Raw genomic sequence first — 22,668 nt, forward strand, 5'->3', positions numbered from 1 at the left:
GTTCCGGGCCATGCCTCCGGCGGGGATATTTAGGGCCAGATGAAGGGCGGATCACGCGTAAGGATCGTAGTCGCTGAGCCGTTTGCCGGGTTCGTCGGTGAAGAGTTCCGGCAGCGGTCTGATGGATTCGATCAGGTCGATGCGGAAGACGCGGAAGGCATCGCGTAGTTCGCACCAGGCGGTGAGGGTCCAGACGCGTCCCCAGTATTCCATGTGCAGCGGGCGGATCGTGCGATCTGTCAGGGCGCCGTCTATGCGGCGGTAGTTGAGATGCAGTTTCTGGCGTGATTTGATCGCGGCGCGGATCGGAGCCATATGGGCCAGCCCGCGCGTGGCATCGGCAAAGGGATAGACGGCGAATTTCCAGCTGTCGGCCTCGGCAATGACCTGAGTGGGCAGGACGGCATCAATCTTTTCGGCCAGAGATTCGGCGGCGGATTTGAGATCAGGATCAGCAGCCTCGGCCACGATTGCCATGCCGAGGTTCAACGCCTCTAGTTCAGCCGGTGTCAGGTTCAGCGGGGGCAGGGTGATCTGTTCGCGCACCATGTAACCCACGCCACGTTCGCCTTCGACCGGAACGCCCGAGGCCACCAGCGTATCCATGTCGCGATAGATCGTGCGGACCGACACTTCGAGCCGGTCCGCGATATCCTGCGCGCGGTGCAGCTTGCCGTCGCGCAGGATCTGGATGATGTCGAACAGGCGGTCAGTGCGGCGCATGACACGCCGTCCGGACCGCGTTTAGGCGGTCATGTTCCATAGCACATTCTCATGGCGCATCTGGACACTGTCGGGGTCGATCACCGCCATCATCGCAGCGGCGCAATCCTGCTGCATGAAGGCGGCGGCAGCGTCTTGTGCGGATTTCATATCGGTCCAGACGACATAATCCGTCCAGCGGCCATCCTCGCCTTGGCTGAGTTGACGGTGCGCAAAGCCGGGGGCGGCGCGCACGAAGGCCTCGGACGCCTGGCTGAGTTTCACATATTCCTCTGGCGTGGTGCCGTCGGTGAGGGTGAAGGTGACGATTTCTGCGACATGGGTCATGTGGTTCTCCGTTGACCAGGTTTCGATATCGTCTTTCTAGGGCTTTACAACTGACATAAACCTGTCAGTTGTGAAAAGCCAGCCCGCAAAAAATGCGCGATCCGTTCAAATTCGCGCGCAGATTCTGCCTGCCGCACTTTTGCTGGCGCGCGCGCAGGCGTAGACACGAGGCGAGACATATTCCCGGCGCGCTGCGCCGACGTAGAAGGAGACAAGACATGCTCAACAATATCGGCCTTCCCGGCCTGCTGCTGATCGCCGTTGTGGTTCTGGTGCTGTTTGGCCGCGGCAAAATCAGCTCGTTGATGGGTGAAGTGGGCAAGGGCATCACCGCGTTCAAGAAGGGCGTCAAGGACGGCTCGGAAGAGTTGGAACAGGACGCATCCGATCTGGCCAAAGACGTCACCCCTGAGACCGACAAAGACAAGGTCTGAGCCTAGATGTTTGATCTGGGCTGGACAGAGCTTTTGGTCATCGGCATCGTCGCGTTGATCGTGGTGGGGCCGAAGGACCTGCCTGTGCTGTTTCGCAATGTCGGACGGTTCGTCGGCAAGGCGCGCGGTATGGCGCGCGAGTTCAGCACCGCGATGAACGAGGCGGCGGATGAGGCTGGCGTCAACGAGATCAAGAAGGGCCTGAAGGCGGCAACCAATCCGGTGGGCTCTGCGATGGACGGCATCAACGAAGCTGCCCGTGACGTAGCCAAGTCCATCGATCCGACCAAGTTCGACCCTGACAGCGAAACGGGCAAGCTGGCCACCGAACGGGCCGAACAAGCCAAGAAGATTCAGGCCACGACCGCCCGTGCTGCCGCTGAACGCAAGGCCAAGGAAGCTGCGGATGCGCTCGCCAAGGCGGAAGAGGCCGAAGCGGCGTTGAAAACCGAAAGCAAGACATGACCAAGACCGACGAGATCGAGGACAGCTCGGCACCATTGATCGAGCATTTGGCCGAGTTGCGCACACGGCTGATCCACTGCGTTGTGGCGTTCCTGATCGGCATGATCATCTGTTTCACCGTGGCCACGCCGCTGTTCAACTTCCTCACGCAGCCTTTGTGTGAGGTGCTGACCGAGCGTGGGCAGGATTGCGGGCTGATCTTCATCTCGCCGCAGGAAGGCTTCTTTGTCGCCATCAAGGTCTCGTTGCTGGGCGGTTTCATTCTGGCGTTCCCCTATATTGGGATGCAGATGTGGCGGTTCGTGGCGCCGGGATTGTACAAATCGGAAAAGAACGCGTTTCTGCCGTTCATGCTGGCCTCGCCCTTCATGTTCCTGCTGGGGGCAAGCTTTGCGTTCTATGTCGTCACGCCGCTGGCCTATGATTTCTTCCTTGGGTTCCAACAGTTTGGCGCTGAAGGGGAGGCCGTTGCCGAAGGCACGACCGCTCCGCTGAGCGTGGTATTTCAGGGCTCGGCGCAGGAATATTTGAACCTAACCATCAAGTTCATCGTCGCCTTTGGTTTGTGCTTTCAGCTGCCCGTATTGCTGACACTGATGGGCAAGGCAGGCCTGGTCAGCGCCGAAGGTCTAGGCGCAGTGCGCAAATATGCGGTGGTTGGCATTCTGGTGCTGGCAGCGATCGTGACGCCGCCGGACGTGATCACTCAAATCATCCTCTTTGTGGTGGTTTACGGGCTTTATGAGATCTCAATATTCCTTGTGGCTCGTGTCGAGAAAAAGCGCGAAGAACAGCTGCGGGCCGATGGCTACTATGACGATGAAGAAGCCGAGGCAGACGCAGACATGATGCAGGATTACGAAGAGACCAAGTAATCCGCTGCAGGATCTGAAAAGGCGCACCCTGAACCGGCGCGCCTTTTTCATGCGCTGCTCTTGTTGTGCCGCGCGGAACATGGTTGAACGCCGCAAAACACCCCGGAGGAGCCGATGGACGATCAAGCCTTGAACCGCATCGCAGACGCGTTGGAACGAGTGGCGCCTGCGCCCTTGGCTACACCTGATTTCAACGCGGCCCCGGCCTTCGTCTGGCATGTCGAACCCGACCGGCTGGAGCCCGTCACTAAGGTCAATCGGGTCGATCTGGATTTGCTGGTGGGGATCAACAGGTCTCGTGACACTCTGCTGGATAACACACGCCGCTTTGCGGCTGGCTACAAGGCCAATAACGCGCTGCTCTGGGGCGCGCGCGGAATGGGCAAATCCAGCCTTGTCAAAGCCGTCCATGGCACGCTGCAGGATGAGCATCCCGACCTGAAACTGGTGGAACTGCAGCGCGAGGATATGGCCTCGGTCGCGCGCCTGCTGAACCACCTGCGCTCTGCGCCGCACCGGTTCATCCTGTTCTGTGATGATTTGTCATTCAGCCACGATGATCAGCATTATAAGTCGCTCAAGGCGGTACTGGACGGCGGCATCGAAGGCCGCCCTGAGAATGTGGTGTTCTACGCCACCTCGAACCGCCGCCATTTGATGCCGCGTGACATGATCGAAAACGAACGCTCCAGCGCCATCAACCCGTCTGAGGCGGTCGAGGAAAAGGTCTCACTCTCCGATCGTTTCGGTCTGTGGCTGGGCTTCCACCCCTGCGATCAGGACGAATACCTCGCCATGATCGACCGCTACTGCGCCGCTCACGGCGTCAAGGTCGATCCGGAAACCCTGCGCGCCGAGGCCATCGAATGGCAAGCCACCCGCGGTTCGCGTTCGGGCCGCGTGGCCTGGCAATTCTTCGTCGACCTCGCCGGGCGCAACGGCGTTCATATCGCGTAATCCGCCCGCTTCATCTGGCCAAAAATATCCCCGCCGGAGGCATGGCCCGCAAGGGCCATCCCCTATAGCTGCGCCAGAATACGCGCCGCCTCATCCGCAGTGCTGGTCAACACATCCCGATCCTCACCGGGATGGAACCGCGCGCGCACGGCTGTGGGCATCGGGGCAGGCTCAAAAATCGATACGCGCGGACCGGTCCGCGCCGTCTCAGCCGCCCAGCTGCGCGCCAGCGCCATCTGTGCTGCTTTGGTGGCGCCATAGATACCATAGAACTTCTCGCCCGCTTTCGGGTCATCAAAGAACACCGCATGGCCGGCATCGCCAAGCAAGGGCGTCACATACGGGATCAGAACCGAGGTGGCCGTCGCATTGGTGTTAATGGCCTTGGCCCATTCCTTCGGATCAACAAAATGCGCAGGCGTCAGTGCCGAGGTGTGGATCGCCGTGTGCAGCCACAGATCGATCTTGCCCCAGCGGTCATGAATACCCCGGCACAGCGTTGCCATCGCGTTGGGATCGGCGATGTCCATCGGGGCCAGGGTGGCCGAGCCGCCTTTGGCCTGAATGCGGTCGTCCAGTTCTTCCAGCCCGCCTTGGGTACGGGCGACGGCGACGATGTGATAGTCGGGGGAAAGGGCTTCGGCCAGCGCCGCGCCCAACCCGCGCGAGGCCCCGGTAATCAGGGCGATTTTGGTCTGATCGGTCATGAGGGGGGTTTGAACCCGTCCGCGCAAAGCGTCAAGTCAGGATCAACCGCCGGGAATGTCGATCCGGCGGTTCTGGCCGCTTTGTCGCAGCACAACGCCCTGTTCATCAATCGCCATCACGCGACCAGAACCCAGCCGACCGCCGGGTTTCACCTTCTTAACCCGCCCCGAAGACAATCGGACCAGAGCCTGCAGTTCGGCCTTTGGGCCAAATACGCCCAGGACCGAAACCGAATTCTTCTTCAACGCACCCCGCTGCGTGGCTGCGCTTTTGACCGTTGTATTTGCCATGATCTGCGGTCGGGCTATGCGCCCCGACCCCGTATAGTGAGTGGTTCGAGGCGCCGCGTAACATGGGCTATGTCGGAGCTAAAGAGCCGTTATGTTCACATTTGGGGGAGCAGAAATGCCACCCGGGCAAGCCGCTGTGGACTCAGCAAAAATGATGAGCGGATTTTGACCGAGAGCACTTATAGCCAAGCCGCAACTGGCCTTCTATGCCATCGCTCAATGGATTGCCTGTCAGACAACGTTCAGCCCGAGGCCAGTTTCGCCGCGTTCCATGAGCTGCCGACCACCTGCATATCCTCACGCTTCTTGCTGACCCGGCTGCTGTTTTCGAGGCTGTCCAGATAGTCCTCGTTCACCCCGGTGATGTAGTTTCCGTCAAAGCAGGAACAGTCGAAGGCTTCGATCTCGGGGTTACCTTCCTTGGCGGCCCAGATCAGATCGTCGAGATGCTGATAGAACAGCGCATCTGCGCCCAGTTCCTCACGGATTTCTTCGATCTCTTTGCCATTGGCAACCAATTCGGCCTTGGTGGGCATGTCGATGCCATAGACGTTGGGATATTTCACCGGCGGTGAGGCGCTGGCGATATAGACCTTCTTTGCACCGGCCTCGCGGCACATCTGGACGATCTTCTTGATTGTATTGCCACGCACAATCGAGTCGTCGATCAGCAACACGTTATGCCCGTCGAACTCCAACGGCACCGCGTTGAGTTTGCGGCGCACGGATTTCTGCCGTTCTTCCTGACCGGGCATGATGAAGGTGCGGCCGACATAGCGGTTCTTCACCAGGCCCTCGCGGTAAGGAATGCCGGTGATCTTGGCTGCTTCGAGCGCGACAGGGCGGGCGCTGTCTGGAACGGGGATGATCCGATCGATCTGAAGGCCCGAGTCTTGAATTTGCTTTGCCAGCGTTTGGCCCATCCGCATCTGGGTCTTGTAGACCGATACGCCATCCAGCAAGGAATCTGGCCGCGCCAGGTAGACATACTCGAAAATACAAGGGGTCAGCTTGCCTTCGACGGCTTGGAACTCATGCATGTTGCCGTCAAGATCGATCAGAATCGCCTCGCCGGGGCGCAGGTCGCGCAGCTTATCAAACCCGTTGATGCCAAAGGCCACATCTTCCGAGGCGAAAGCATAATCATCCCCAACGCCCGGTGCCTCGCGTTTCGCCACTGAAAGAGGCCGGATGCCATAGGGATCACGGAAGGCCAGCATGCCGACGCCGGCGACCAGACAGATCACCGAATAGGCGCCCTGAATGCGCTCCATCGTCATTTTCACGCCGGCAAACAGGTTGCGGATCGGGTCGGCGTTGCCATTCACCTTGATCGCATCAGCGACCTTGTCGGCCAGCACGTTCAGCAGGACCTCGGAATCCGACGTGGTGCGCAGGTGGCGGCTGTACTTGGCCGTGACCTTCTCGCGCTGTTCTTCGGTGTTGGTGATGTTGCCGTTATGGACGAGGTAGATGCCATAAGGGGCGTTCACGAAAAACGGCTGCGCCTCGGCCGCGCTGAGCGAGCCTGCGGTGGGATAGCGCACATGGCCCATGCCGACCTTACCCAGCAGGGTTTCGGCGTCGCTGGCGTTGAATACATCCTTGACGAGGCCGTTGGCCTTTTTCTCGCGGAAGAATTCACCATTATAGGTCACGATGCCTGAGGCATCCTGACCCCGGTGCTGCAGCATCAGCAACCCGTCATAGATTTCCGCAAAGACATCATGTGTCCGGCTTGCGATCCCCAATATCCCACACATACACGGGCTCCAATTTCTATGACTTGTTCTGGCTGGCGTTTCGGTCGGGTCGGCTGCGGGTCGGTATCCGAATGTGGTGTTGTTGACCGCTCAGGCGGCAAACAGGCACAAGCGCGAGGGCGGCTAGTGCGAAAGAAAACAGATACAGCAAGATCGGCAGCTCCGATTCCATCTCGGTACGGCCTCCACATAATGCCAAACGATGCGTGTGTCATCAAAGGATCACATTTGTGATTTGCCACAGGCGAGATTTGTACATGCCGTGGGTTTGGGATGACAAATGGGCAGACCTATGCTGTCATATGTTCGCGAGTGTTTTTGCAGACACTCTGGCAACACTGGGTGGAGCACAGCTATGTGGCAACACAAACAGAACAGGCCAAAAGAAGAACCCGTCAAACGGCGGTGTCATCGCTGTCGCGGGGCCGGCCGCGCACCCTGTGAGATCTGCAAAGGCAGCGGCGAGGTGGTCAAGAGTCGCGACCAATTCGGCAAACCTATCTCAAGCCGGTGCGACGGGTGTTTTGGGCTGAAAAGCATCCGGTGCAATATCTGCGGTGGAGAAGGGTTCGTTTGATCCCTGCGGCCTAGGCATGAAAAAGCCCGGTCGAAGCCGGGCTTTCATCAGTTCAGTTTGACTGCGTTCAGCCTTCCGACGCGCTGTCTGCGGTGCAGCTGGCAACCAGCTGTTCATACTGGGCGGTGACCCAACCCAGCGCAGCTTCGGGGTTTTGTTCTTCGATTTTACCGCTGAACTGTTCGAACACTTTGGCCGAGCGGCTTTCGTCGACGATTGTATAGGACTGACCGGTCATCACGGTGTCGTAGACAAAGAACGCAATCGCAACCAGCAGGATGCCGCGTGCAATGCCGAAGAAGAACCCAAGCGCCTGATCCAGCCCGCCAATCGCCGAGCGTTGCACCAGCGATGAGAACAGCGGTGTAAAAATGCTAACCACGATCAGAGCGATTGCGAAGACCGCAGCAAAGCCGGTAATAACCGAAAGCTCGCAACTGTCGCGCAGGAACTCTCCGACCACCGGGACCTCTTTCACCAGCGGCACGGCTTGCGGTGCGAAGATGAATGCCAGAACGGCGGCGGCGACCCAGCCCGCGATGGCCAGAACCTCGCGCATGAAACCGCGTGAGTAGGCCAAAAGGCCTGACAGCACGATGATCAGGGCGACAACCCCGTCAATTATTGTAAAACCTTCCATGGCCCTCGCCTGTTCTTTTTACTGCCCCTCGGGGCGCGACCTTAACCTGCTCCGAAGGTTTCGCCAACAAACCCCACCAAATCAGAGGGTCGGGTGAGTGTCAGACCTGCCACAGTGCCGGTTTTGCCACCCGCCGGAGCAATTGCCGCTGTGAAACCAAGTTTTTGCGCTTCTTTCAACCTGTTTTCGGTTTGTGGGGCGGGTCTAAGTGCCCCCGACAGCGAGATTTCTCCGAAAACCACAGTATCGGCAGGCAGGGCGGTATCTTCGCGGGCGCTGAGCAGTGCGGCGGCAACCGCGAGGTCTGCGGCGGGTTCATAGACTTTCAACCCTCCGGCCACGTTGAGATAGACATCGAGCCCGGCAAAGGGGATGCCGCAACGGGCTTCGAGTACGGCGAGGATCATGGCGAGCCGCCCGCTGTCCCATCCCACCACCGTGCGTCGGGGCTGCGAATGGGGCGAGGGCGCAACCAGTGCCTGCAGTTCGACCAACACGGGGCGGGTGCCTTCGATGCCTGCGAAGACGGCTGATCCGGGGCTGGGTGTGCCGCGTTCCGACAGGAACAGGGCCGAAGGGTTGGTAACCTGCGCCAGACCCTTGCCCGTCATCTCGAATACGCCGATCTCATCCGCCGGGCCAAAGCGGTTCTTGACCGCGCGCAGGATGCGGAACTGGTGTCCGCGCTCACCTTCGAAATAGAGTACGGTATCGACCATATGTTCGACCACCCGAGGGCCTGCGATCTGGCCCTCCTTGGTGACATGGCCGACCATGATGATTGACACGCCGTGGCGTTTGGCAAATGTCGTCAGTTCATGCGCTGCGGCGCGGACCTGACTGACCGAGCCCGGCGCGCTGTCCACATTGTCAGCCCACATGGTCTGGATCGAGTCGATGATGGCGAGGCCCGGTTTTTCGGCCTCTAGCGTGGTGAGGATGTCGCGCAGGTTGGTCTCGGCGGCCAGTTGGACGGGCGATTCCTCCAGACCCAACCGGCGTGCGCGCATCCGAACCTGCGCACTGGCTTCTTCACCCGAGACGTAGATGGTTTTGATCCCATTGCGAGCAAAGCGGGCGGCCGCCTGCAAAAGAAGGGTGGATTTGCCGATACCGGGGTCTCCACCAACCAACAGGGCCGAGGCGGGGACGAGGCCACCGCCAAGGACGCGATCCAGTTCTTCTACGCCGCAGAGGGTGCGGGGCGGAGGTGTTTCCTCGGTCGAGAGGTCGGTGAGCGCGATGGACTGGCCGCGTTTCCCGCCGAGCGATTTCTTGGCCGGTCCAGCCGAGAGGGGCGCTTCCTGAACAATGGTGTTCCATTCGCCGCACGCATCGCAGCGACCCGACCATCTTGTATGTGAGGCACCGCAGGCGGAGCAGGTGAAGGATTGTGTCTTTGCCATGCCGCCCTTCGTGCCCGAGGCGGGGCGGTTCTTCAAGCCCTTGCGGGCTTTCCTCACCGCCGGGGGTGCGCCGCATCGTCAGGCCCTGCGGGCCATCCTCTGCGGCGGGCGCTGAAAGCGCCTATTCCGCGGCCCGAGGGGGGGTCATGGCCACCACGCTGGCGGGTGTCTTGTCGTCTAAGGGGGATTGCAACTGCGCTGAAAGTTCGGGGAGAAGGTCGAACAGCTCATCCCTGAGGCGGGCGAGTTGCGATTTGGCTATGGATTCTTCGATCTCGATATCGCGGGTCCATTGCCGCAGCTCGTGCTGAATGGTCTGGGCATCTTCGATCCGATGCTGAAATTGCTCGACCTCTTCCTGCCGTTGCCGCAGGAAGGCGCGAGCGCGTTCGACTTTGGCATCCCCGTAGGTTTCGGCGAGTTCCTGACTGATCTGGCTCATCTGTGCGGCCAGTTCCAGCACCTGTGGCTCTAACCCCTGAAGATCGGGATGGTCGCGCAGGAAGGCCATACGCTCTTTCACTGCGTCGAATTCGGATGACAGCGCGAAGGTGCCGTTGCGGTCGGCAGCATGGGCGAGTTGGTAGGCACTGGCCACATCGCCCATGTTGAGAGAGAAGTTGCGGTGCGTCCGCTCCAGCGCCATCATTCGGGCGCTTGAGGGCAGATAGAAGGTCAGCATAAGGATCAGCGCGGTCAGGCCGATCTGAACGTAGGGACCAGCGTCTATCGCGGCACCACCGCTGAGGCCAGCCTGCAGGGACAGCCACGGCAGGATACCGAAGGCGGACAAAACAGTTGTCGTGACCGCGAATAATGCGGCGGCGCAGATCAGGAAAAATGTCAGTTTCAATAAGGCATTCTGAAATTGCAATGTGATAGAGTGAAGGGCGGCCATGATGTCGATCTCCTTCTTTAACCGATACGAAACCGGATCAAAGCGGACGACAATCAAGCACGATCTGGTCCGCTGAGGACCCGTGAACTACAAACACGTTGCTGCTCGAAATATCATAAAGATACTCAGAAATGCGTTTTCAATCAATTACGTCTGAGGTTTTCGTGATCCAGATGTCATCTCTGTAATGTGACCTAGGGTCAACGAAGCGAGGATGCAGCCGGTGAACAGGTAAAGGCCCCAGGCTGTTTCGATGGTAGCGTATGAGATGCCCTTGGCCAGCGTGATGTAGAGCGCGATGAGGAAGATATCGGCCATCGCCAACTTGCCGAGGATGTTCAACGCAGGCTGAACGCGCGGGTCCAGCAGGTTCCATTGGATCAGCGCGGTGCCGATGGTTTTGACGTAAGGCGCGAAGAGGGCAAATACGGTGACGATCAGCGCGAGGAAGATGTCGGATTTCCACAAGGACTGGAGCCCGGTGATGACGCTGATTTCGCTGAGGCCGAAGATTGGCAAGAGCCCTGCGCGCATCAGCGGGGCGAACCACGCGATGGGGTAGAGGATCAGGAGTGAAAGGGTGGCGAGGCGGAGGGTCATATGTACTTTTTAGGTGTTCCGCCGCCTATCGGGCGACGCGTTTCAGTTATGTGTTAGCTTAATTCAAGAATTCAAACTCGTTTTTGTCAGTGGGGAGACCTCAGATGCCAGCTTTTGTGGCTTTCAAGTCAATTGTTGATCCTTCGGATTGCGATTTTCTGGGGCATATGAATGTCTCGCGGTACTTTGCGGCTTGCTCAGATTCGGTGTTTGCTATCCAATCGGAGATGGGATTGAACGCAGACGATATGCGTTCGGGACGGAAGCTATCATTTGCGGTGGTACATGCGGAGAGTAGTTTCCTCGCCGAACTTCGAGCGGGGGAGGCTATTCAGATGGAGAGTGAGGTACTCGAGATAGGCGGGAAGTCGGTCACCTTCCGACACAGATTGCTGCGCTCTGCCGACAGAAAAACTGTATTCTCAACAGTGTTCAAATGCGTCTTGTTAAATCTCGAATCTCGAAAAGCCGAATTGCTTCCAGATGAGGTTGTCGCGAGCGCGAAAAACTGGCTAGTGAGTGAGAAAGATTAGCGCACTGCCTCAATCGGCCCCTCTGCACTCCCGCTGATGAACTGCTCCACATAGGGATCGCCCGAGGCGTCCATCTGGCTGACCGGGCCGGTCCACTGGATCACGCCTCCGTGCAGCATGGCCACGTTGTCGGCAATCGCGCGGACCGAACTCATATCGTGGGTGATGGTCATCGCAGTGGCTCCCATCTCGGTCACGATCTCGCGGATCAGGTCGTTGATGACGCCGGACATGATGGGATCGAGGCCGGTGGTGGGCTCGTCAAAGAAGATGATCTCGGGCTCGGCGGCGATGGCGCGGGCGAGGCCGACGCGCTTTTGCATGCCGCCTGACAACTCGGCGGGGAAGCGGTCGGCGACGTTGGATTTCAGACCGACGCGGCGCAGTTTTTCGATGGCGATTTCGCGCGCCTCATCCGCCGGGCGTTTCAGCGAGCCGCGCAGTAGGCGGAAGGCGACGTTTTGCCAGACGGGCAGGGAGTCAAACAGCGCAGCACCCTGAAACAGCATGCCGAAACGCGCCAGAAACGCATCCCGGTCACCTTTCTGGGCGTCCTTGCCGTCGACATAGATCATGCCGCTGTCAGGCTTGATCAGGCCGAGGATGCATTTCAGTGCCACGGATTTGCCGGTGCCCGAACCGCCAATGATGACCATCGAGGTACCCTTGGGAATTTCAAGGTTCATGCCTTGCAACACGTGATTGTCGCCAAAGGCCTTATGTACGTTCTCCATCCGGATCATAGCGAGAAGAACACCCCTGTGAGTACGAAATTGGCGGCGAGGATCAGCACGGCGGCGGCCTCGACCGAACCTTTGGTGGCGCGGCCCACGCCCTGCGCGCCGCGGCCCGAGGACATGCCGTAGTAGCAGCCCATGATGGCGGCGATGACGCCGAAGGCGGCCCCTTTGACCAGCGACGAGACGATGTCGCGGGTTTCAAGGAAGTCTACGGTGTTTTTTAGATAGGCCGCTGGGTTGAAGCCCAGATTTTGCGTGGCCACGGTGTAACCGCCTGCGATGCCAATGATATCTCCGACCCCGACCAGCGCCGGGACGGTGATTAGGGCGGCCAGCACGCGCGGGGCGGTGAGGTATTTCATCGGGTGCGTGGACAAAGTGACCAGAGCGTCGATCTGCTCGGTCACTTTCATCGTCGCAATCTCGGCGGCGATCGAAGACGTCACGCGGGCGGCGATCATCAGGCCGACCAGCACCGGGCCAAGCTCCCGCACCATGCCGATGGCGACGATCTGGGGCACCACGGCCTCAGCATTGAAACGCGCGCCGCCTGCGTAGATCTGCAGCGCCAGCGCGCCGCCGGTGAAAATGGCGGTCAGGCCAACCACGGGCAGGGACAGCCAGCCGATGTTCAGCAGGGCGATGCCGAATTCGCGCGGATAAAACGGGGGGCGGAAAATATGCGAAACCGCGTCGAGCGCGAACAGCGCGACGCGGCCAAACGCGGCCAGCATGTTCAGGATGGCGCGTCCCAGCTCACCCAGCAATGAGATGGGGTTCATTCCACGTAGCCTCGGGAATAGCGGCTGCCGAGCGAGGTCAGGATTTCATAGCCGATGGTTCCGGCGGCCTCGGCCAGATCATCGACGGTTTGGTGCCCGTTCAGGATACGCAGGCGATCAGGTTTGTACGGCAAGTCGGTAACATCCACGGTGATCAGGTCCATCGAGATACGTCCTACCACCGGGCAGGGCTGATCACCAGCGAATGTATCAATGCCGCCGCCGATGGCACGATGTAGCCCATCGGCATAACCCGCCGCGACGGTTGCGATCCTGGACGGGCGGCGCGCGGTCCAGCTGTTGCCGTAGCCCACGGTCTCACCCACCGCGACGTCGCGCACTTGAATCACCGGAAGATCAACAGTCACCACCGGCTTGGCTCCGGCAAAGGGCATCCCGCCATAGAGACCGATGCCCGGACGGCAGAAGTCAAAGTGGAATTCAGGCCCCAGCAGAGTGCCCCCGGTTGCGGCAAGCGAGCGGGGGGCTTCAACCCCGTCGGTCATCTGCTTGAATGTGTTGAGCTGCTGGCGGTTCATCGGATGGTCGGGTTCGTCCGCGCAGGCCAGATGAGACATCACCACCAGTGGATCAAGTTCCAACGCTTTGTGCCGCAGTTCGGCCCAGTCCGCCGGTTCCAGGCCCAGACGGTTCATTCCGCTGTCCAGCTGGATGCCGAAACGATGATCCGGCAGCGCCTCGAGGTGACGTTTGAACTGCTCGGGGGAGTTGATCAGCGGAGTCAGATTATGGTGGCGCAGCAGATCGGTATCGCCTTCCATATGGCCAGAGAACACGGCAACCAGTGCCTCGGGTCCCACGGCCTCGCGAACGATGGCGCCTTCTTCGGCAGCAGCGACAAAAAACTTGCGCACGCCTTCTTCAGCCAGCGCCCAGGCAACCGGTTCCGCGCCCAGACCATAGGCGTCAGCCTTGACCACGGCGCCGGTTTCGACTTCCGTCTTTGCATCCAGCGCGCGCCAATTGTGGGCGAGCGCGTGCAGATTGATCGTTAAACGTGCAGTACTCATGATCCCGTTCAAGACATTGCCCGTTCCAAGGTCAAGAGGGAATGGTGATTTGAAAACGGGTTTCATGTATCGATATGATATCGCCGCGCCGCGAGGCCAATAAATCCAAGGATTTGCGCGACTTGTCGCAAAGCGGCAAAAGGTATCGGATTGTATTCACATCAGTGTTAAAACGCGTTGGCGGGGCCTATCGTTCATGTTTTTCACGCGGGTTGTTGAGCAAACCGATGTGCCGGTTGCATTGCCACACGGGGCATGGGCGCTATGCCCACCGATTACATGGGAATGAGAGGCATCAACATGGCCATCCAGTTCATATCTGGTCACGACCAGCGCGCAGCCGATATTGTGGCGCTTTTCACTGCCGTTTTTACCGCTTCGGAAGGTGCAGACGAAGGCAAGCTGATCGGGTCACTGGTGCATGACCTGATCACGACCACGCCGGATGGCGAACTCTATGCGTATTCAGCGGTAAAAGGGCGCGCTTTGCTGGGCTGCATCTGCTTGTCCCGTCTACGCTTTGATCAGGACGCTCGGCAGGTGTTTATCTTGTCACCGGTCGCGGTCAGCACAGAACATCAGAGGGGTGGCGTGGGGCAAGCGCTGATCACGCATGGATTGGATCAGTTACGTAAGGCGGGGGTTGATATGGTGTTCACCTATGGCGACCCGGCTTATTACGGCAAAACCGGCTTCCAGCCGATCTCGGAGGCGTTTGCAAAGGCTCCAATGAAGCTGAGCTATCCGCACGGCTGGTTGGCACAATCTCTGACCGAAGCCGAGATGACACCCCTCAAGGGTGCGTCGCATTGTGTTGAGGCGTTGAACCGGCCCGAGCTCTGGTAGGCGTCAGTACCCTTCGATCTGACCGTCCTGTTGCCAGGGTTTGACCAGATTGCCGAAGCGAGTAAATTGTGCCTCGAAGGATAGCTCGACCGTGCCGATGGGGCCGTGGCGCTGCTTGCCGACGATGACTTCGGCTTTGCCGTGCAAGCGTTCCATAGCCTGCTTCCATTCTTCCATCTTTTCCAGCTCGTGATCGCCGGGCTTTTCGCGTTCCTTGTAATATTCCTCGCGGAACACGAACATCACCACGTCAGCGTCCTGTTCGATCGAGCCTGATTCCCGCAGGTCAGACAGTTGCGGGCGTTTGTCGTCGCGGTTTTCCACCTGACGGGAGAGCTGAGACAGCGCGATCACCGGGATGTTCAACTCTTTGGCGATGGCCTTCATGCCCATCGAAATCTCGGCGATTTCGTTCACGCGATTGTCGGCCATGCCGCGGCAGAGCTGCAGATAGTCGATCACCAGCAGGTCCAAGCCGTGCGTCCGCTTCAACCTCCTCGCGCGGGCGGCAAGTTGTGAGATCGGCAGGGCGGGGGTGTCATCAATGAAGAGCGGGCAAGCTTCCAGTTCCTTGGCCGCGTCCACGAAGCGGCGGAACTCGGCTTCGGTCATGTCGCCTTGCCGGATTTTGTGTGAGGAAATCTCGGAAGCTTCGGCCAGAACCCGGCCTGCCAGCTGCTCGGCGCTCATTTCGAGCGAGAAGAACCCAACGACGCCGCCGTCAATGGCACCCTCTGAACCATCCGGCTTGGTGCCGCGTTTATAGGCCTTGGCCACATTGAACGCCACGTTGGTCGCCAGCGAGGTTTTCCCCATCGATGGGCGCCCCGCCAGAATAATCAGGTCGGACGGATGCAGACCCCCAAGCTGCTTATCCAGGTCGGCCAGACCGGTGGAAATCCCCGCCATGCCGCCACCGCGCTGGTAAGCCTCGTTGGTGACGTTGACGGCTTCTGTGACCGCCTTGAGGAAGGATTGAAAGCCCTGTTCGGTCTGGCCCTGCTCGGACAGCTGGTAAAGTTGTTGCTCGGCTTCGACGATCTGTTCCTTGGGCTCACTGGATACATCGACCCGTGCTGCCTTGTCCGAGATGTCGCGACCCAGCCGGATCAACTCGCGCCGGATGGCGAGGTCATAGATCATCTGAGCATAGTCATGCACGGCAAAGGCGCTGATCGAGGCTCCGGCCAGTTTGACCAGATAGGCCGGGCCGCCCAATTCTTTCAGGCCCTCGTCTTCGGCCATGAAGGATTTCAGCGTCACGGGTGAGGCCAGCGCATTCTTGGCTATACGTGTGGCTGCCACCTCATAGATGCGGGCATGAACCGGATCATAGAAATGCTCGGCCCCGATGATCGAGGCGACCCTGTCATAGAGATCATTATTTGTCAGAATCGCGCCCAGAAGTTGCTGCTCGGCCTCGATCGAATGCGGCATGGTTTCCGGATTCTGAATCTGTGCCGCTGCCTGCTCGATACTACTGATCTCGTTCATTGCTGCTCTCATCGTCCCCATGGGACAAGGTCCATAGCTTAGACCTGCGAGTCGGGGCAAATTGTATGTTTTTGGGGATAGGTTGTGAATATCTCCCGACCCCTGCATATTGAAGCAAGATGGGGTCGAGCGTCAACATATTGTGCGATTGGTGCCTGTCGCGCGACCTCTGTTTCCAGTTTGAAAACAGTTGTCGCCACGTCAACTTTTGTTGGCTTCTTGCCACCCGCGCGGGTCGCTCAGGAAGGCTTCGACACCGCTAAGGGTCTCTTCGTCAAAGGCCTTTTGCGCCTTGGCCTCGGCCAGAACATCCCACCAGGTGCATAAGGAGTGCAGCTTCACGCCGTGGTCACCCAGCGTCTTCTCGGTCTCGGGGAAAATACCGTAGTAGAAAATCACGGCCGTATGCCCGCAGGTCGCACCCGTTTCGCGGATCGCATCCACGAAGGATAGTTTCGAGCCGCCATCGGTTGTCAGATCCTCGACCAGCAGAACGCGTTCACCTTCGCTCATCGCGCCTTCGATACGGGCGTTGCGGCCATAGCCTTTGGGCTTCTTGCGCACATAGGTCATCGGCAGGGCCATCCGCTCGGCGACCATGGCCGCGAACGGGATGCCTGCAGTTTCGCCGCCAGCGATGTTGTCAAACGCCTCAAAGCCTGCGTCGCGCATCACGGTGATGGTCAGAAAGTCCATCAGGGTCGAGCGGATGCGTGGGTATGAGATCAGTTTGCGACAATCGATATAGGTCGGGCTGGGCAGACCGCTGGCCAGCGTGAACGGCTCGCGCGAGTTGAAGTGAACAGCCTTGATCTCCAGCAGCATCCGTGCGGTCAGGCGGGCGATTTCGGTGCTGTCGGGGAAGGAACTGGGGATCATGGCGCAAACCTCTGGGCTGGAAGGGTGTCGCAGGCTGATAGCCCGACCGCCGGTCCGGAGTCGAGAGGCGAACGCCGAAAAGAAAAGCGGACCCCAAGAGATTCTCGACTGGGGCAATTGTGGTTTAGTTCAACTGGTTTCAGGCCAATTGAATTGAAATTTCGATCCAATCCTGCCGAAGAGCCAACGATTGATACGAAGGGGCGCTCTATCCGATCCCCAGCGCATGCTGAGACGCGTAAGCTTGACAGCAAGCAGACGATAAGCATCCTTATTATAGCATTCTGCAATAACAGCCGAGTTGATGCCAAGTATTCCCATTGGATCATGTGTAGGGCGTCACGTGTAATTGAATAGTAACCAGTATTGGAGGTAACTTTGCAAAGAAGAAGAGATTGGCGCATTCTGGCCGTGGCCATTACAATGGTAGCTGCTGCGGTTGCCTTTGCATTATTGTCGGCAGATTCAACGCCAACAACACCTGATAGCAGACGACTTTTTGGACTTTGGAGGTTCCGTCACGTCGCATTCTTCTTTGGAATGCTTCTTGTTGCAGTTTATTTGTTACTATTGGTGCTCGGCCGGAGAGAACAACAGTTTACATTTTTAGGAACTGTGTTGGTTTGCGGGCTTTCTTTTGCATTTTTAGAACTGCTTGGACAGACCGGGTTGTTCAGTTGGCAATCGCTGATCAAAAGCCCGGGAACAGATCTTTATGAACTGGGGTATACTCGTGTGCCGGATGTTGATCGTGAAATCACTTCTGGACAAGACACAGCCTTGGCTTGGGGACTCCCAAGCGAACCAATTGTCTTTGATTTCAAGACCGACCCGGTTGGTTTCAGGAACGCATCGGATTCAAGAAACGCTGCTGTAGTGCTGGTTGGGGACAGTTTCATCCAAGGCCCATTGATACAGCAAAAGGATACAATGGATTCGGTTTTGTCTAATGAAACTGGCTTACAGGTCGCTCAGGCGGCGCTTTTGGGATTGTCGCCGCAAGCGGGTCAAGGTGTTTTCTGGAATTCTGGCATTCCGGCCAAGGATAAAGTTGTTGTTCAGTTTATATTCGGCGGTAATGATCTGTGGGATTCCTATTTTTATGAAGCGAGAGGAACTGACGGTATTGTCGAAGACTCTCGTGCTGTACACGATCCGCACTATCCGTATCTGACCAGAATGGCGTGGGGCGCACTTACGACATTAACCGATCGGCAGCGCGGGCTGAGTGGGCTGGATATCTGTCATATTGATGGAGATGTCTATACGTTTCGATTGACGTCTTGGGTCATAGATGGATACGAGGACCAAGCCGCCATCATAACAAAGTCAATGGACGAATTCGCTGCGCGTATCGAGGAAGAAGGTGGCGAATATCTAGTTGTTTACATTCCGTCAAAGCTTCGGGTGCTTTCGCCATATTGTACCTTCCCAGAAGACAGTAAGTTGGCAAATGTAGAAAGTCATCTGTCTCCGCTGCGTGAGGACATTCAGGCATGGTCGAGCGCAAGTGGAGTGCCCTTCCTCGACCTTACGTCAGCATTGCAAGAACAGGTGGAAACCGGTGAAAACCCGTGGTTTTGGGGTGATACACATTGGAGTGCAATTGGTCACGCCGTTGCTGCAAAGGAAATCGCAAAATGGGCACCTTTTCAAGACGCTATAAATCGAATGGTACATAGCGGCGGGTAAAGCTGACTTAGAAACATCTGAGAAGTCGGTGGATGTTCGGACATCGATCACTCCGAGGGCCGCGTTGGTGTATGGAAAACAGATACGGTGTACAGTATGAAACTTGCCGTTATCGGTATTGGGGTGCGGCTTGATATGACACCTGACATCGGATGGAGAATAGGCGTTCTCTGATCGTTTTTTCTTAGCTTGCTGCGCAGAGGCAAATACAACTACCTAGTTCTGGATGGGATATTCTTGCTCGCTCGAACTCGAGCTCCGTAACATGATCTGCGTGAAGAGTTTGATAAGCGGTTGTGTGTCTATCGCCAGTTTCAGCGCTGAACGCTGGTGGAGCCTTGGGAAGAGTTGATAGATGTTATGAACCACGACTGGCTGTAGAAAAGCGGACCTCGTCAAGAGGTCCGCTTTGGCCCTTTGCGGGCGCATAGCAGCCAAGGTGGGCTTAGCTGCTCATGTCGTAGGCGCGCTCTCCATGTACCGAGAGATCGAGCCCGTTTGTTTCGGTCTCGGCGTCTACGCGAAGCGGGGTGATGAGTGCAACCACCTTTACCAACACAATCGTGACAATTGCCGTAAAGACACCCACAATCACCAACCCACCCAGTTGTGCGGTCCATGTGCCCAAACCGAACAGGGCGATCATCAATGTGCCGAAGATGCCTCCGACACCGTGAACGGCGAAAACATCCAATGTGTCGTCGATGTTCAGCTTGTTGCGGATCAAATTGACCGCCTCCTGGCACAGGATACCTGCAACGGCACCGATGATCAGCGCCTGCACTGGCCCCACAAAGCCCGAGGCCGGAGTGATCGAGGCCAGACCGGCGATGGTGCCAGTCACAAGGCCGACCATAGAGGCTTTGCCAAAACGGATGCGTTCCCACAGCGCCCAGGTCAGCGATGCGGTTGCAGCCGACAGGTGGGTGACGGTCATGGCCATCGCGGCGCCTCCGTCAGCGGCCAGTTGCGAGCCACCGTTGAAGCCGAACCAGCCCACCCACAGCATTGCGGCACCCACCATCACATAGCCGGGGTTGTGCGGAGGCGTGGTGCGATTGCGGCGCGGGCCGAGTATGACGGCGATGATCAATGCCGCCAGACCGGCGGTTTCGTGGACGACGATGCCACCCGCGAAGTCACGTACGCCGATCTCACCCAGAATGCCTCCATCCGCCAGCATTCCACCGCCCCAAATCCAATGGACGACGGGTGCATAGCAGAGCAGCATCCAGAGGGCTGAGAATGTCAGGACGAAGCCAAAGCCCACACGCTCGACATAGGCGCCGACGATCAGGGCAGGGGTGATGATCGCGAAGGTCATCTGGAAGGCGAAGAACAGGACCTCGGGCAGGGTGCCTGCGAGGCTGTCGGCGTCCACGCCGTTTAGAAACGCTTTGCCCAGACCACCCCAAAGGCCGCTCTCACCCGGGCCGAAGGCAATGGAATACCCCGCGACCAGCCACAGAATGCTCATCAAACAGGCAATCGAAAAGCAATGCATGAAGACGCTGAGGACATTTCGGGCACGCACGAGCCCGCCGTAGAACAGGGCAAGGCCCGGCAATGTCATGAACAGGACCAGTGCTGTTGCCACAATGATCCACGCTGTATCGGCTCCGTTCATGGGCCGCTCTCCTTTCCCTGTGGGGGCGTCGATTGGGCAAACACACCCCAACCGATGCCTTGTGAGTGGTGTGCGGCGGGTTGAAGCCGACCTGAGTTGGGGAAAAAAGAGGCAGAGGTGCAAAAAGCCGCCTGTTTAGGCGGCTTTTTCTCAACTGGTGATGAAATTTGCGCCCATATGGCGCATGCGCATTAAAATTAGGCGAGTTGTGAAAGGCCGCGTAGCAGCATCTGCAACGCATGATCACGCGCGGCTTTGCGCACATTATCCCGCCCCAGCGCGCCGAATTCGATTGTTTCAGTCCGGGTGGGTTGGCCGTCCGTGGCGAGACCAAAGCAAACGCGGCCTTCTGGCTTATGCTCGGACCCGCCGGGACCGGCGATACCGGTGATCGAGACCGCCAGTTGAGCCTGCGAGTGGTGCAACGCGCCTTCGGCCATTTCGCGCGCGACCTCTTCCGAGACCGCGCCGTGCGCCTCAAGCGTATCGGCACGTACGCCCAGCATCTCTTGCTTGGCGGTATTGGTGTAGGTGACGAAACCACGCTCGACCACAGCAGAGCTGCCGGGGACGTCGGTCAGCGCAGCGGCGACCATGCCGCCAGTGCAGCTTTCGGCTGTTGCGATCATCACGCCTTGCGCTTTGGCGCGGTCCAGCAGGTCGGTCACGGTCATAGACCCAAGACCCCGTGTGAAATTCCAGCGAGGATGATGACGCCGATTGCGGCAAAGACCCCGGCAATCACATCGTCCAGCATCACGCCCATCGGATCTCCGCGCCGATCGGCCCAGCCAACGGGGCCGGGTTTGGTGATGTCGAACAAGCGGAACAGCAGGAAACCGGCGATCCAGCCGGGCCAGAGCGCGGTGATTTCGATCCCATGCGCCCAGGACGGGTAGGAAATGGCCCAGATTGCAATGAACTGGCCAGCAACCTCGTCGATGACGATTTCGGACGGGTCGTGGTCCTCTTGCCCGGCAGTCATGACACGCGTAGCCCAGAGGCCGCCGAAGAAGGCAGCAAAGGTCCCGATAACCAGCAGAGGAAAGCCGCCGAGCGTATGTAGCACCCAAGCCAGAGGCAGCGCGGCCAGCGATCCCCAGGTGCCGGGGGCAGGGCGCAGATAGCCGACGCCGCAGACGGTTCCGATCAGACGCGCCGCAGTCATGACTTCACCAGACAGGCAGTGGCGAGCGAGGCGATGCCTTCGCCGCGTCCGGTAAAGCCCAATCTCTCCGAAGTTGTCGCCTTGACCGAGACCTGATCCGCCTGCAAGCCCATGATCCGCGCCATCTCGGTACGCATGGCCTCAGCATGCGGCCCGATCTTGGGGTGTTCACAGACCAGCGTGCAGTCGACATTCGAAATCGCATACCCCATCTGCCCGGCCAGTTCGACGGCGTGACGCAGGAATATCTCGCTGGCCGCGCCTTTCCATTGCGGGTCTGTGGGCGGGAAGTGCTGCCCGATATCACCTTGCGCCAGCGCGCCATAGATCGCGTCGGTCACCGCGTGCATGCCGACATCCGCATCCGAATGTCCCTGCAGCCCGCGATCATGCGGCACTTTCACGCCGCAGAGGATCACGTGATCTCCTTCACCAAAGCGGTGCACATCATAGCCGTTGCCCAGCCTTACATCCATATCGTTACCCATTATGCGTTCAGCCCGAGCAAAATCCTCGGGCCGGGTGATTTTCAGATTGTCCGCGTCGCCGGGAATGATCGCGACATCAATACCGGCAGCACGCGCGACCTCGACGTCATCTGCCGCGCCTCCGGGATGAGTCGCGTGCGCTGCGGTGATCGCGTTGTAAAGAAACCCTTGCGGAGTCTGCGCAGCGAAGAGGCCGGAACGATCCTGCGTACCTGTCACCACCGATCCATCCCCGGTCCAGAGCGCATCGGTGACGGCCAGACCGGGCGCCGCCGCGGGATGTGTATCGAGCGCAGCGAGAACTTCCCCGATCACCCGAGCGCTGACGCAAGGGCGGGCCACGTCGTGAATCAGAACCTTTTCAATGCCATACGATCCCAACGCCTGCAGGCCGTTGCGGACCGATCCTGCCCGGTCTGCACCGCCCTGAGCGAGAATCAAACCGGTGGTGCTGAATTCTTGCCAAGCCGCTGTGTCCTCTTCGGCGAGCACCAAAACAATGTGATCAACCAGGCCCATAAAGCGATCTATGGTCCAATCGGCCACGCGCTGCCCGCCCAGGGCGCGCCACTGCTTGGGCACTCCACCTCCGGCGCGTTGGCCGCGCCCGGCGGCGACGATGATGGCGGCTGTGGTCATCTGCGGGTTCTCCTGATTGAGGCATTGTTTAGGGGGCGGTGAATGCAGAGGCAATCACCCGCATCGGTTTGCCTAAAAATTAAGCA

General features: G+C 58.7%; 26 protein-coding genes. 8 read left to right on the forward strand and 18 right to left on the reverse strand.

Annotation, left to right across the window (positions count from 1 at the left end):
* Positions 1-51 precede the first annotated feature (51 nt).
* On the reverse strand, positions 52-723 hold the full coding sequence (locus tag ACR3EM_RS04515) for a helix-turn-helix transcriptional regulator (protein WP_480469618.1): 672 nt from the start codon (positions 721-723) through the stop codon (positions 52-54).
* Positions 724-744: 21 nt separating this feature from the next.
* Positions 745-1,050 carry a hypothetical protein gene (locus ACR3EM_RS04520; RefSeq protein ID WP_480469619.1) on the reverse strand — a complete coding sequence of 102 codons (306 nt, stop codon included), beginning with the start codon at positions 1,048-1,050 and terminating at the stop codon, positions 745-747.
* A gap of 218 nt (positions 1,051-1,268) precedes the next feature.
* On the opposite strand from ACR3EM_RS04520, the gene ACR3EM_RS04525 reads away from it, so the two are divergent.
* From ACR3EM_RS04525 to ACR3EM_RS04540, 4 genes are all read left to right on the forward strand, one after another.
* Positions 1,269-1,484: a twin-arginine translocase TatA/TatE family subunit gene (locus tag ACR3EM_RS04525; protein WP_480469620.1), complete on the forward strand. Its 216-nt coding sequence runs from the start codon at positions 1,269-1,271 to the stop codon at positions 1,482-1,484.
* A gap of 6 nt (positions 1,485-1,490) precedes the next feature.
* The gene (tatB, locus tag ACR3EM_RS04530) at positions 1,491-1,949 is read left to right on the forward strand and encodes a Sec-independent protein translocase protein TatB (protein WP_480469621.1); all 459 of its coding nucleotides are present in this window, start codon (positions 1,491-1,493) and stop codon (positions 1,947-1,949) included.
* The gene (gene tatC, locus ACR3EM_RS04535) at positions 1,946-2,824 is read left to right on the forward strand and encodes a twin-arginine translocase subunit TatC (protein WP_480469622.1); all 879 of its coding nucleotides are present in this window, start codon (positions 1,946-1,948) and stop codon (positions 2,822-2,824) included. Before tatB ends, tatC begins: the two co-directional genes overlap by 4 nt.
* 114 nt (positions 2,825-2,938) lie before the next feature.
* Entirely contained in the window at positions 2,939-3,781 is an 843-nt protein-coding gene (locus tag ACR3EM_RS04540; RefSeq protein ID WP_480469623.1) for an ATP-binding protein, read from the forward strand.
* 62 nt (positions 3,782-3,843) lie between these two features.
* Here the strand turns inward: ACR3EM_RS04540 and ACR3EM_RS04545 are convergent, their stop codons facing one another.
* From ACR3EM_RS04545 to radA, 5 genes are all read right to left on the reverse strand, one after another.
* On the reverse strand, positions 3,844-4,488 hold the full coding sequence (locus ACR3EM_RS04545) for an SDR family NAD(P)-dependent oxidoreductase (RefSeq protein WP_480469624.1): 645 nt from the start codon (positions 4,486-4,488) through the stop codon (positions 3,844-3,846).
* Between the two features lie 42 nt (positions 4,489-4,530).
* A complete protein-coding gene (locus ACR3EM_RS04550) occupies positions 4,531-4,779 on the reverse strand; it encodes a hypothetical protein (RefSeq protein WP_480469625.1) in 249 nt (82 codons plus the stop codon).
* A gap of 242 nt (positions 4,780-5,021) precedes the next feature.
* The gene (gene purF, locus ACR3EM_RS04555; RefSeq protein WP_480469626.1) at positions 5,022-6,542 is read right to left on the reverse strand and encodes an amidophosphoribosyltransferase; all 1,521 of its coding nucleotides are present in this window, start codon (positions 6,540-6,542) and stop codon (positions 5,022-5,024) included.
* Positions 6,543-7,186: 644 nt separating this feature from the next.
* Entirely contained in the window at positions 7,187-7,759 is a 573-nt protein-coding gene (locus ACR3EM_RS04560; RefSeq protein WP_480469627.1) for a CvpA family protein, read from the reverse strand.
* Positions 7,760-7,800: 41 nt separating this feature from the next.
* Positions 7,801-9,165 (reverse strand): DNA repair protein RadA, encoded by a 1,365-nt coding sequence (gene radA, locus ACR3EM_RS04565; protein WP_480469628.1) that lies wholly within the window; start codon positions 9,163-9,165, stop codon positions 7,801-7,803.
* On the opposite strand from radA, the gene ACR3EM_RS04570 reads away from it, so the two are divergent.
* Positions 9,143-9,280 carry a hypothetical protein gene (locus tag ACR3EM_RS04570; RefSeq protein ID WP_480469629.1) on the forward strand — a complete coding sequence of 46 codons (138 nt, stop codon included), beginning with the start codon at positions 9,143-9,145 and terminating at the stop codon, positions 9,278-9,280. The two genes, radA and ACR3EM_RS04570, sit on opposite strands and share 23 nt — an antisense overlap.
* Positions 9,281-9,286: 6 nt before the next feature.
* On the opposite strand, the gene ACR3EM_RS04575 is transcribed toward ACR3EM_RS04570, so the two are convergent.
* Complete coding sequence (locus ACR3EM_RS04575) at positions 9,287-10,063, reverse strand: DNA repair protein (RefSeq protein WP_480469630.1); 777 nt, start codon at positions 10,061-10,063, stop codon at positions 9,287-9,289.
* A gap of 147 nt (positions 10,064-10,210) precedes the next feature.
* Positions 10,211-10,663, reverse strand: a complete 453-nt coding sequence (locus ACR3EM_RS04580) for a paraquat-inducible protein A (protein ID WP_480469631.1) — start codon at positions 10,661-10,663, stop codon at positions 10,211-10,213.
* Between the two features lie 104 nt (positions 10,664-10,767).
* Between ACR3EM_RS04580 and ACR3EM_RS04585 the strand changes: the two genes are divergently transcribed.
* Positions 10,768-11,196 (forward strand): thioesterase family protein, encoded by a 429-nt coding sequence (locus ACR3EM_RS04585; protein ID WP_170470693.1) that lies wholly within the window; start codon positions 10,768-10,770, stop codon positions 11,194-11,196.
* Here ACR3EM_RS04585 and ACR3EM_RS04590 read toward each other — a convergent pair.
* From ACR3EM_RS04590 to alr, 3 genes are read right to left on the reverse strand one after another with little or no spacing between them, the layout of a single operon-like run.
* Complete coding sequence (locus ACR3EM_RS04590) at positions 11,193-11,939, reverse strand: ABC transporter ATP-binding protein (protein WP_480469632.1); 747 nt, start codon at positions 11,937-11,939, stop codon at positions 11,193-11,195. The two genes, ACR3EM_RS04585 and ACR3EM_RS04590, sit on opposite strands and share 4 nt — an antisense overlap.
* Positions 11,936-12,718, reverse strand: a complete 783-nt coding sequence (locus ACR3EM_RS04595) for an MlaE family ABC transporter permease (RefSeq protein WP_480469633.1) — start codon at positions 12,716-12,718, stop codon at positions 11,936-11,938. The genes ACR3EM_RS04590 and ACR3EM_RS04595 overlap by 4 nt, the downstream gene beginning before the upstream one ends.
* Positions 12,715-13,749 carry an alanine racemase gene (alr, locus tag ACR3EM_RS04600; RefSeq protein ID WP_480469634.1) on the reverse strand — a complete coding sequence of 345 codons (1,035 nt, stop codon included), beginning with the start codon at positions 13,747-13,749 and terminating at the stop codon, positions 12,715-12,717. The genes ACR3EM_RS04595 and alr overlap by 4 nt, the downstream gene beginning before the upstream one ends.
* A gap of 264 nt (positions 13,750-14,013) precedes the next feature.
* Between alr and ACR3EM_RS04605 the strand changes: the two genes are divergently transcribed.
* Positions 14,014-14,595 carry a GNAT family N-acetyltransferase gene (locus tag ACR3EM_RS04605; RefSeq protein WP_480469635.1) on the forward strand — a complete coding sequence of 194 codons (582 nt, stop codon included), beginning with the start codon at positions 14,014-14,016 and terminating at the stop codon, positions 14,593-14,595.
* Positions 14,596-14,598: 3 nt separating this feature from the next.
* On the opposite strand, the gene ACR3EM_RS04610 is transcribed toward ACR3EM_RS04605, so the two are convergent.
* Entirely contained in the window at positions 14,599-16,089 is a 1,491-nt protein-coding gene (locus ACR3EM_RS04610) for a replicative DNA helicase (protein WP_480469636.1), read from the reverse strand.
* A gap of 201 nt (positions 16,090-16,290) precedes the next feature.
* Positions 16,291-16,968: an orotate phosphoribosyltransferase gene (locus ACR3EM_RS04615; RefSeq protein WP_480469637.1), complete on the reverse strand. Its 678-nt coding sequence runs from the start codon at positions 16,966-16,968 to the stop codon at positions 16,291-16,293.
* 366 nt (positions 16,969-17,334) lie between these two features.
* Here ACR3EM_RS04615 and ACR3EM_RS04620 point away from each other — a divergent pair, with 366 nt between their 5' ends.
* A complete protein-coding gene (locus tag ACR3EM_RS04620; protein ID WP_480469638.1) occupies positions 17,335-18,660 on the forward strand; it encodes an alginate O-acetyltransferase AlgX-related protein in 1,326 nt (441 codons plus the stop codon).
* Positions 18,661-19,105: 445 nt separating this feature from the next.
* On the opposite strand, the gene ACR3EM_RS04625 is transcribed toward ACR3EM_RS04620, so the two are convergent.
* The 4 genes from ACR3EM_RS04625 to ACR3EM_RS04640 all read right to left on the reverse strand — a co-directional run bounded on the left by ACR3EM_RS04625 (position 19,106) and on the right by ACR3EM_RS04640 (position 22,582).
* Positions 19,106-20,287: an ammonium transporter gene (locus ACR3EM_RS04625; RefSeq protein ID WP_480469639.1), complete on the reverse strand. Its 1,182-nt coding sequence runs from the start codon at positions 20,285-20,287 to the stop codon at positions 19,106-19,108.
* A 197-nt stretch (positions 20,288-20,484) separates the two neighbouring features.
* A complete protein-coding gene (locus ACR3EM_RS04630) occupies positions 20,485-20,961 on the reverse strand; it encodes a CinA family protein (RefSeq protein ID WP_480469640.1) in 477 nt (158 codons plus the stop codon).
* Positions 20,958-21,455, reverse strand: coding sequence for a phosphatidylglycerophosphatase A family protein (locus ACR3EM_RS04635; protein ID WP_480469641.1), 498 nt, complete (start codon positions 21,453-21,455; stop codon positions 20,958-20,960). The genes ACR3EM_RS04630 and ACR3EM_RS04635 overlap by 4 nt, the downstream gene beginning before the upstream one ends.
* The gene (locus ACR3EM_RS04640; RefSeq protein WP_480469642.1) at positions 21,452-22,582 is read right to left on the reverse strand and encodes a bifunctional 2-C-methyl-D-erythritol 4-phosphate cytidylyltransferase/2-C-methyl-D-erythritol 2,4-cyclodiphosphate synthase; all 1,131 of its coding nucleotides are present in this window, start codon (positions 22,580-22,582) and stop codon (positions 21,452-21,454) included. Before ACR3EM_RS04640 ends, ACR3EM_RS04635 begins: the two co-directional genes overlap by 4 nt.
* Between the last annotated feature and the right edge of the window lie 86 nt (positions 22,583-22,668).

The sequence above is a fragment of the Ruegeria sp. AH3 genome (assembly GCF_056536265.1).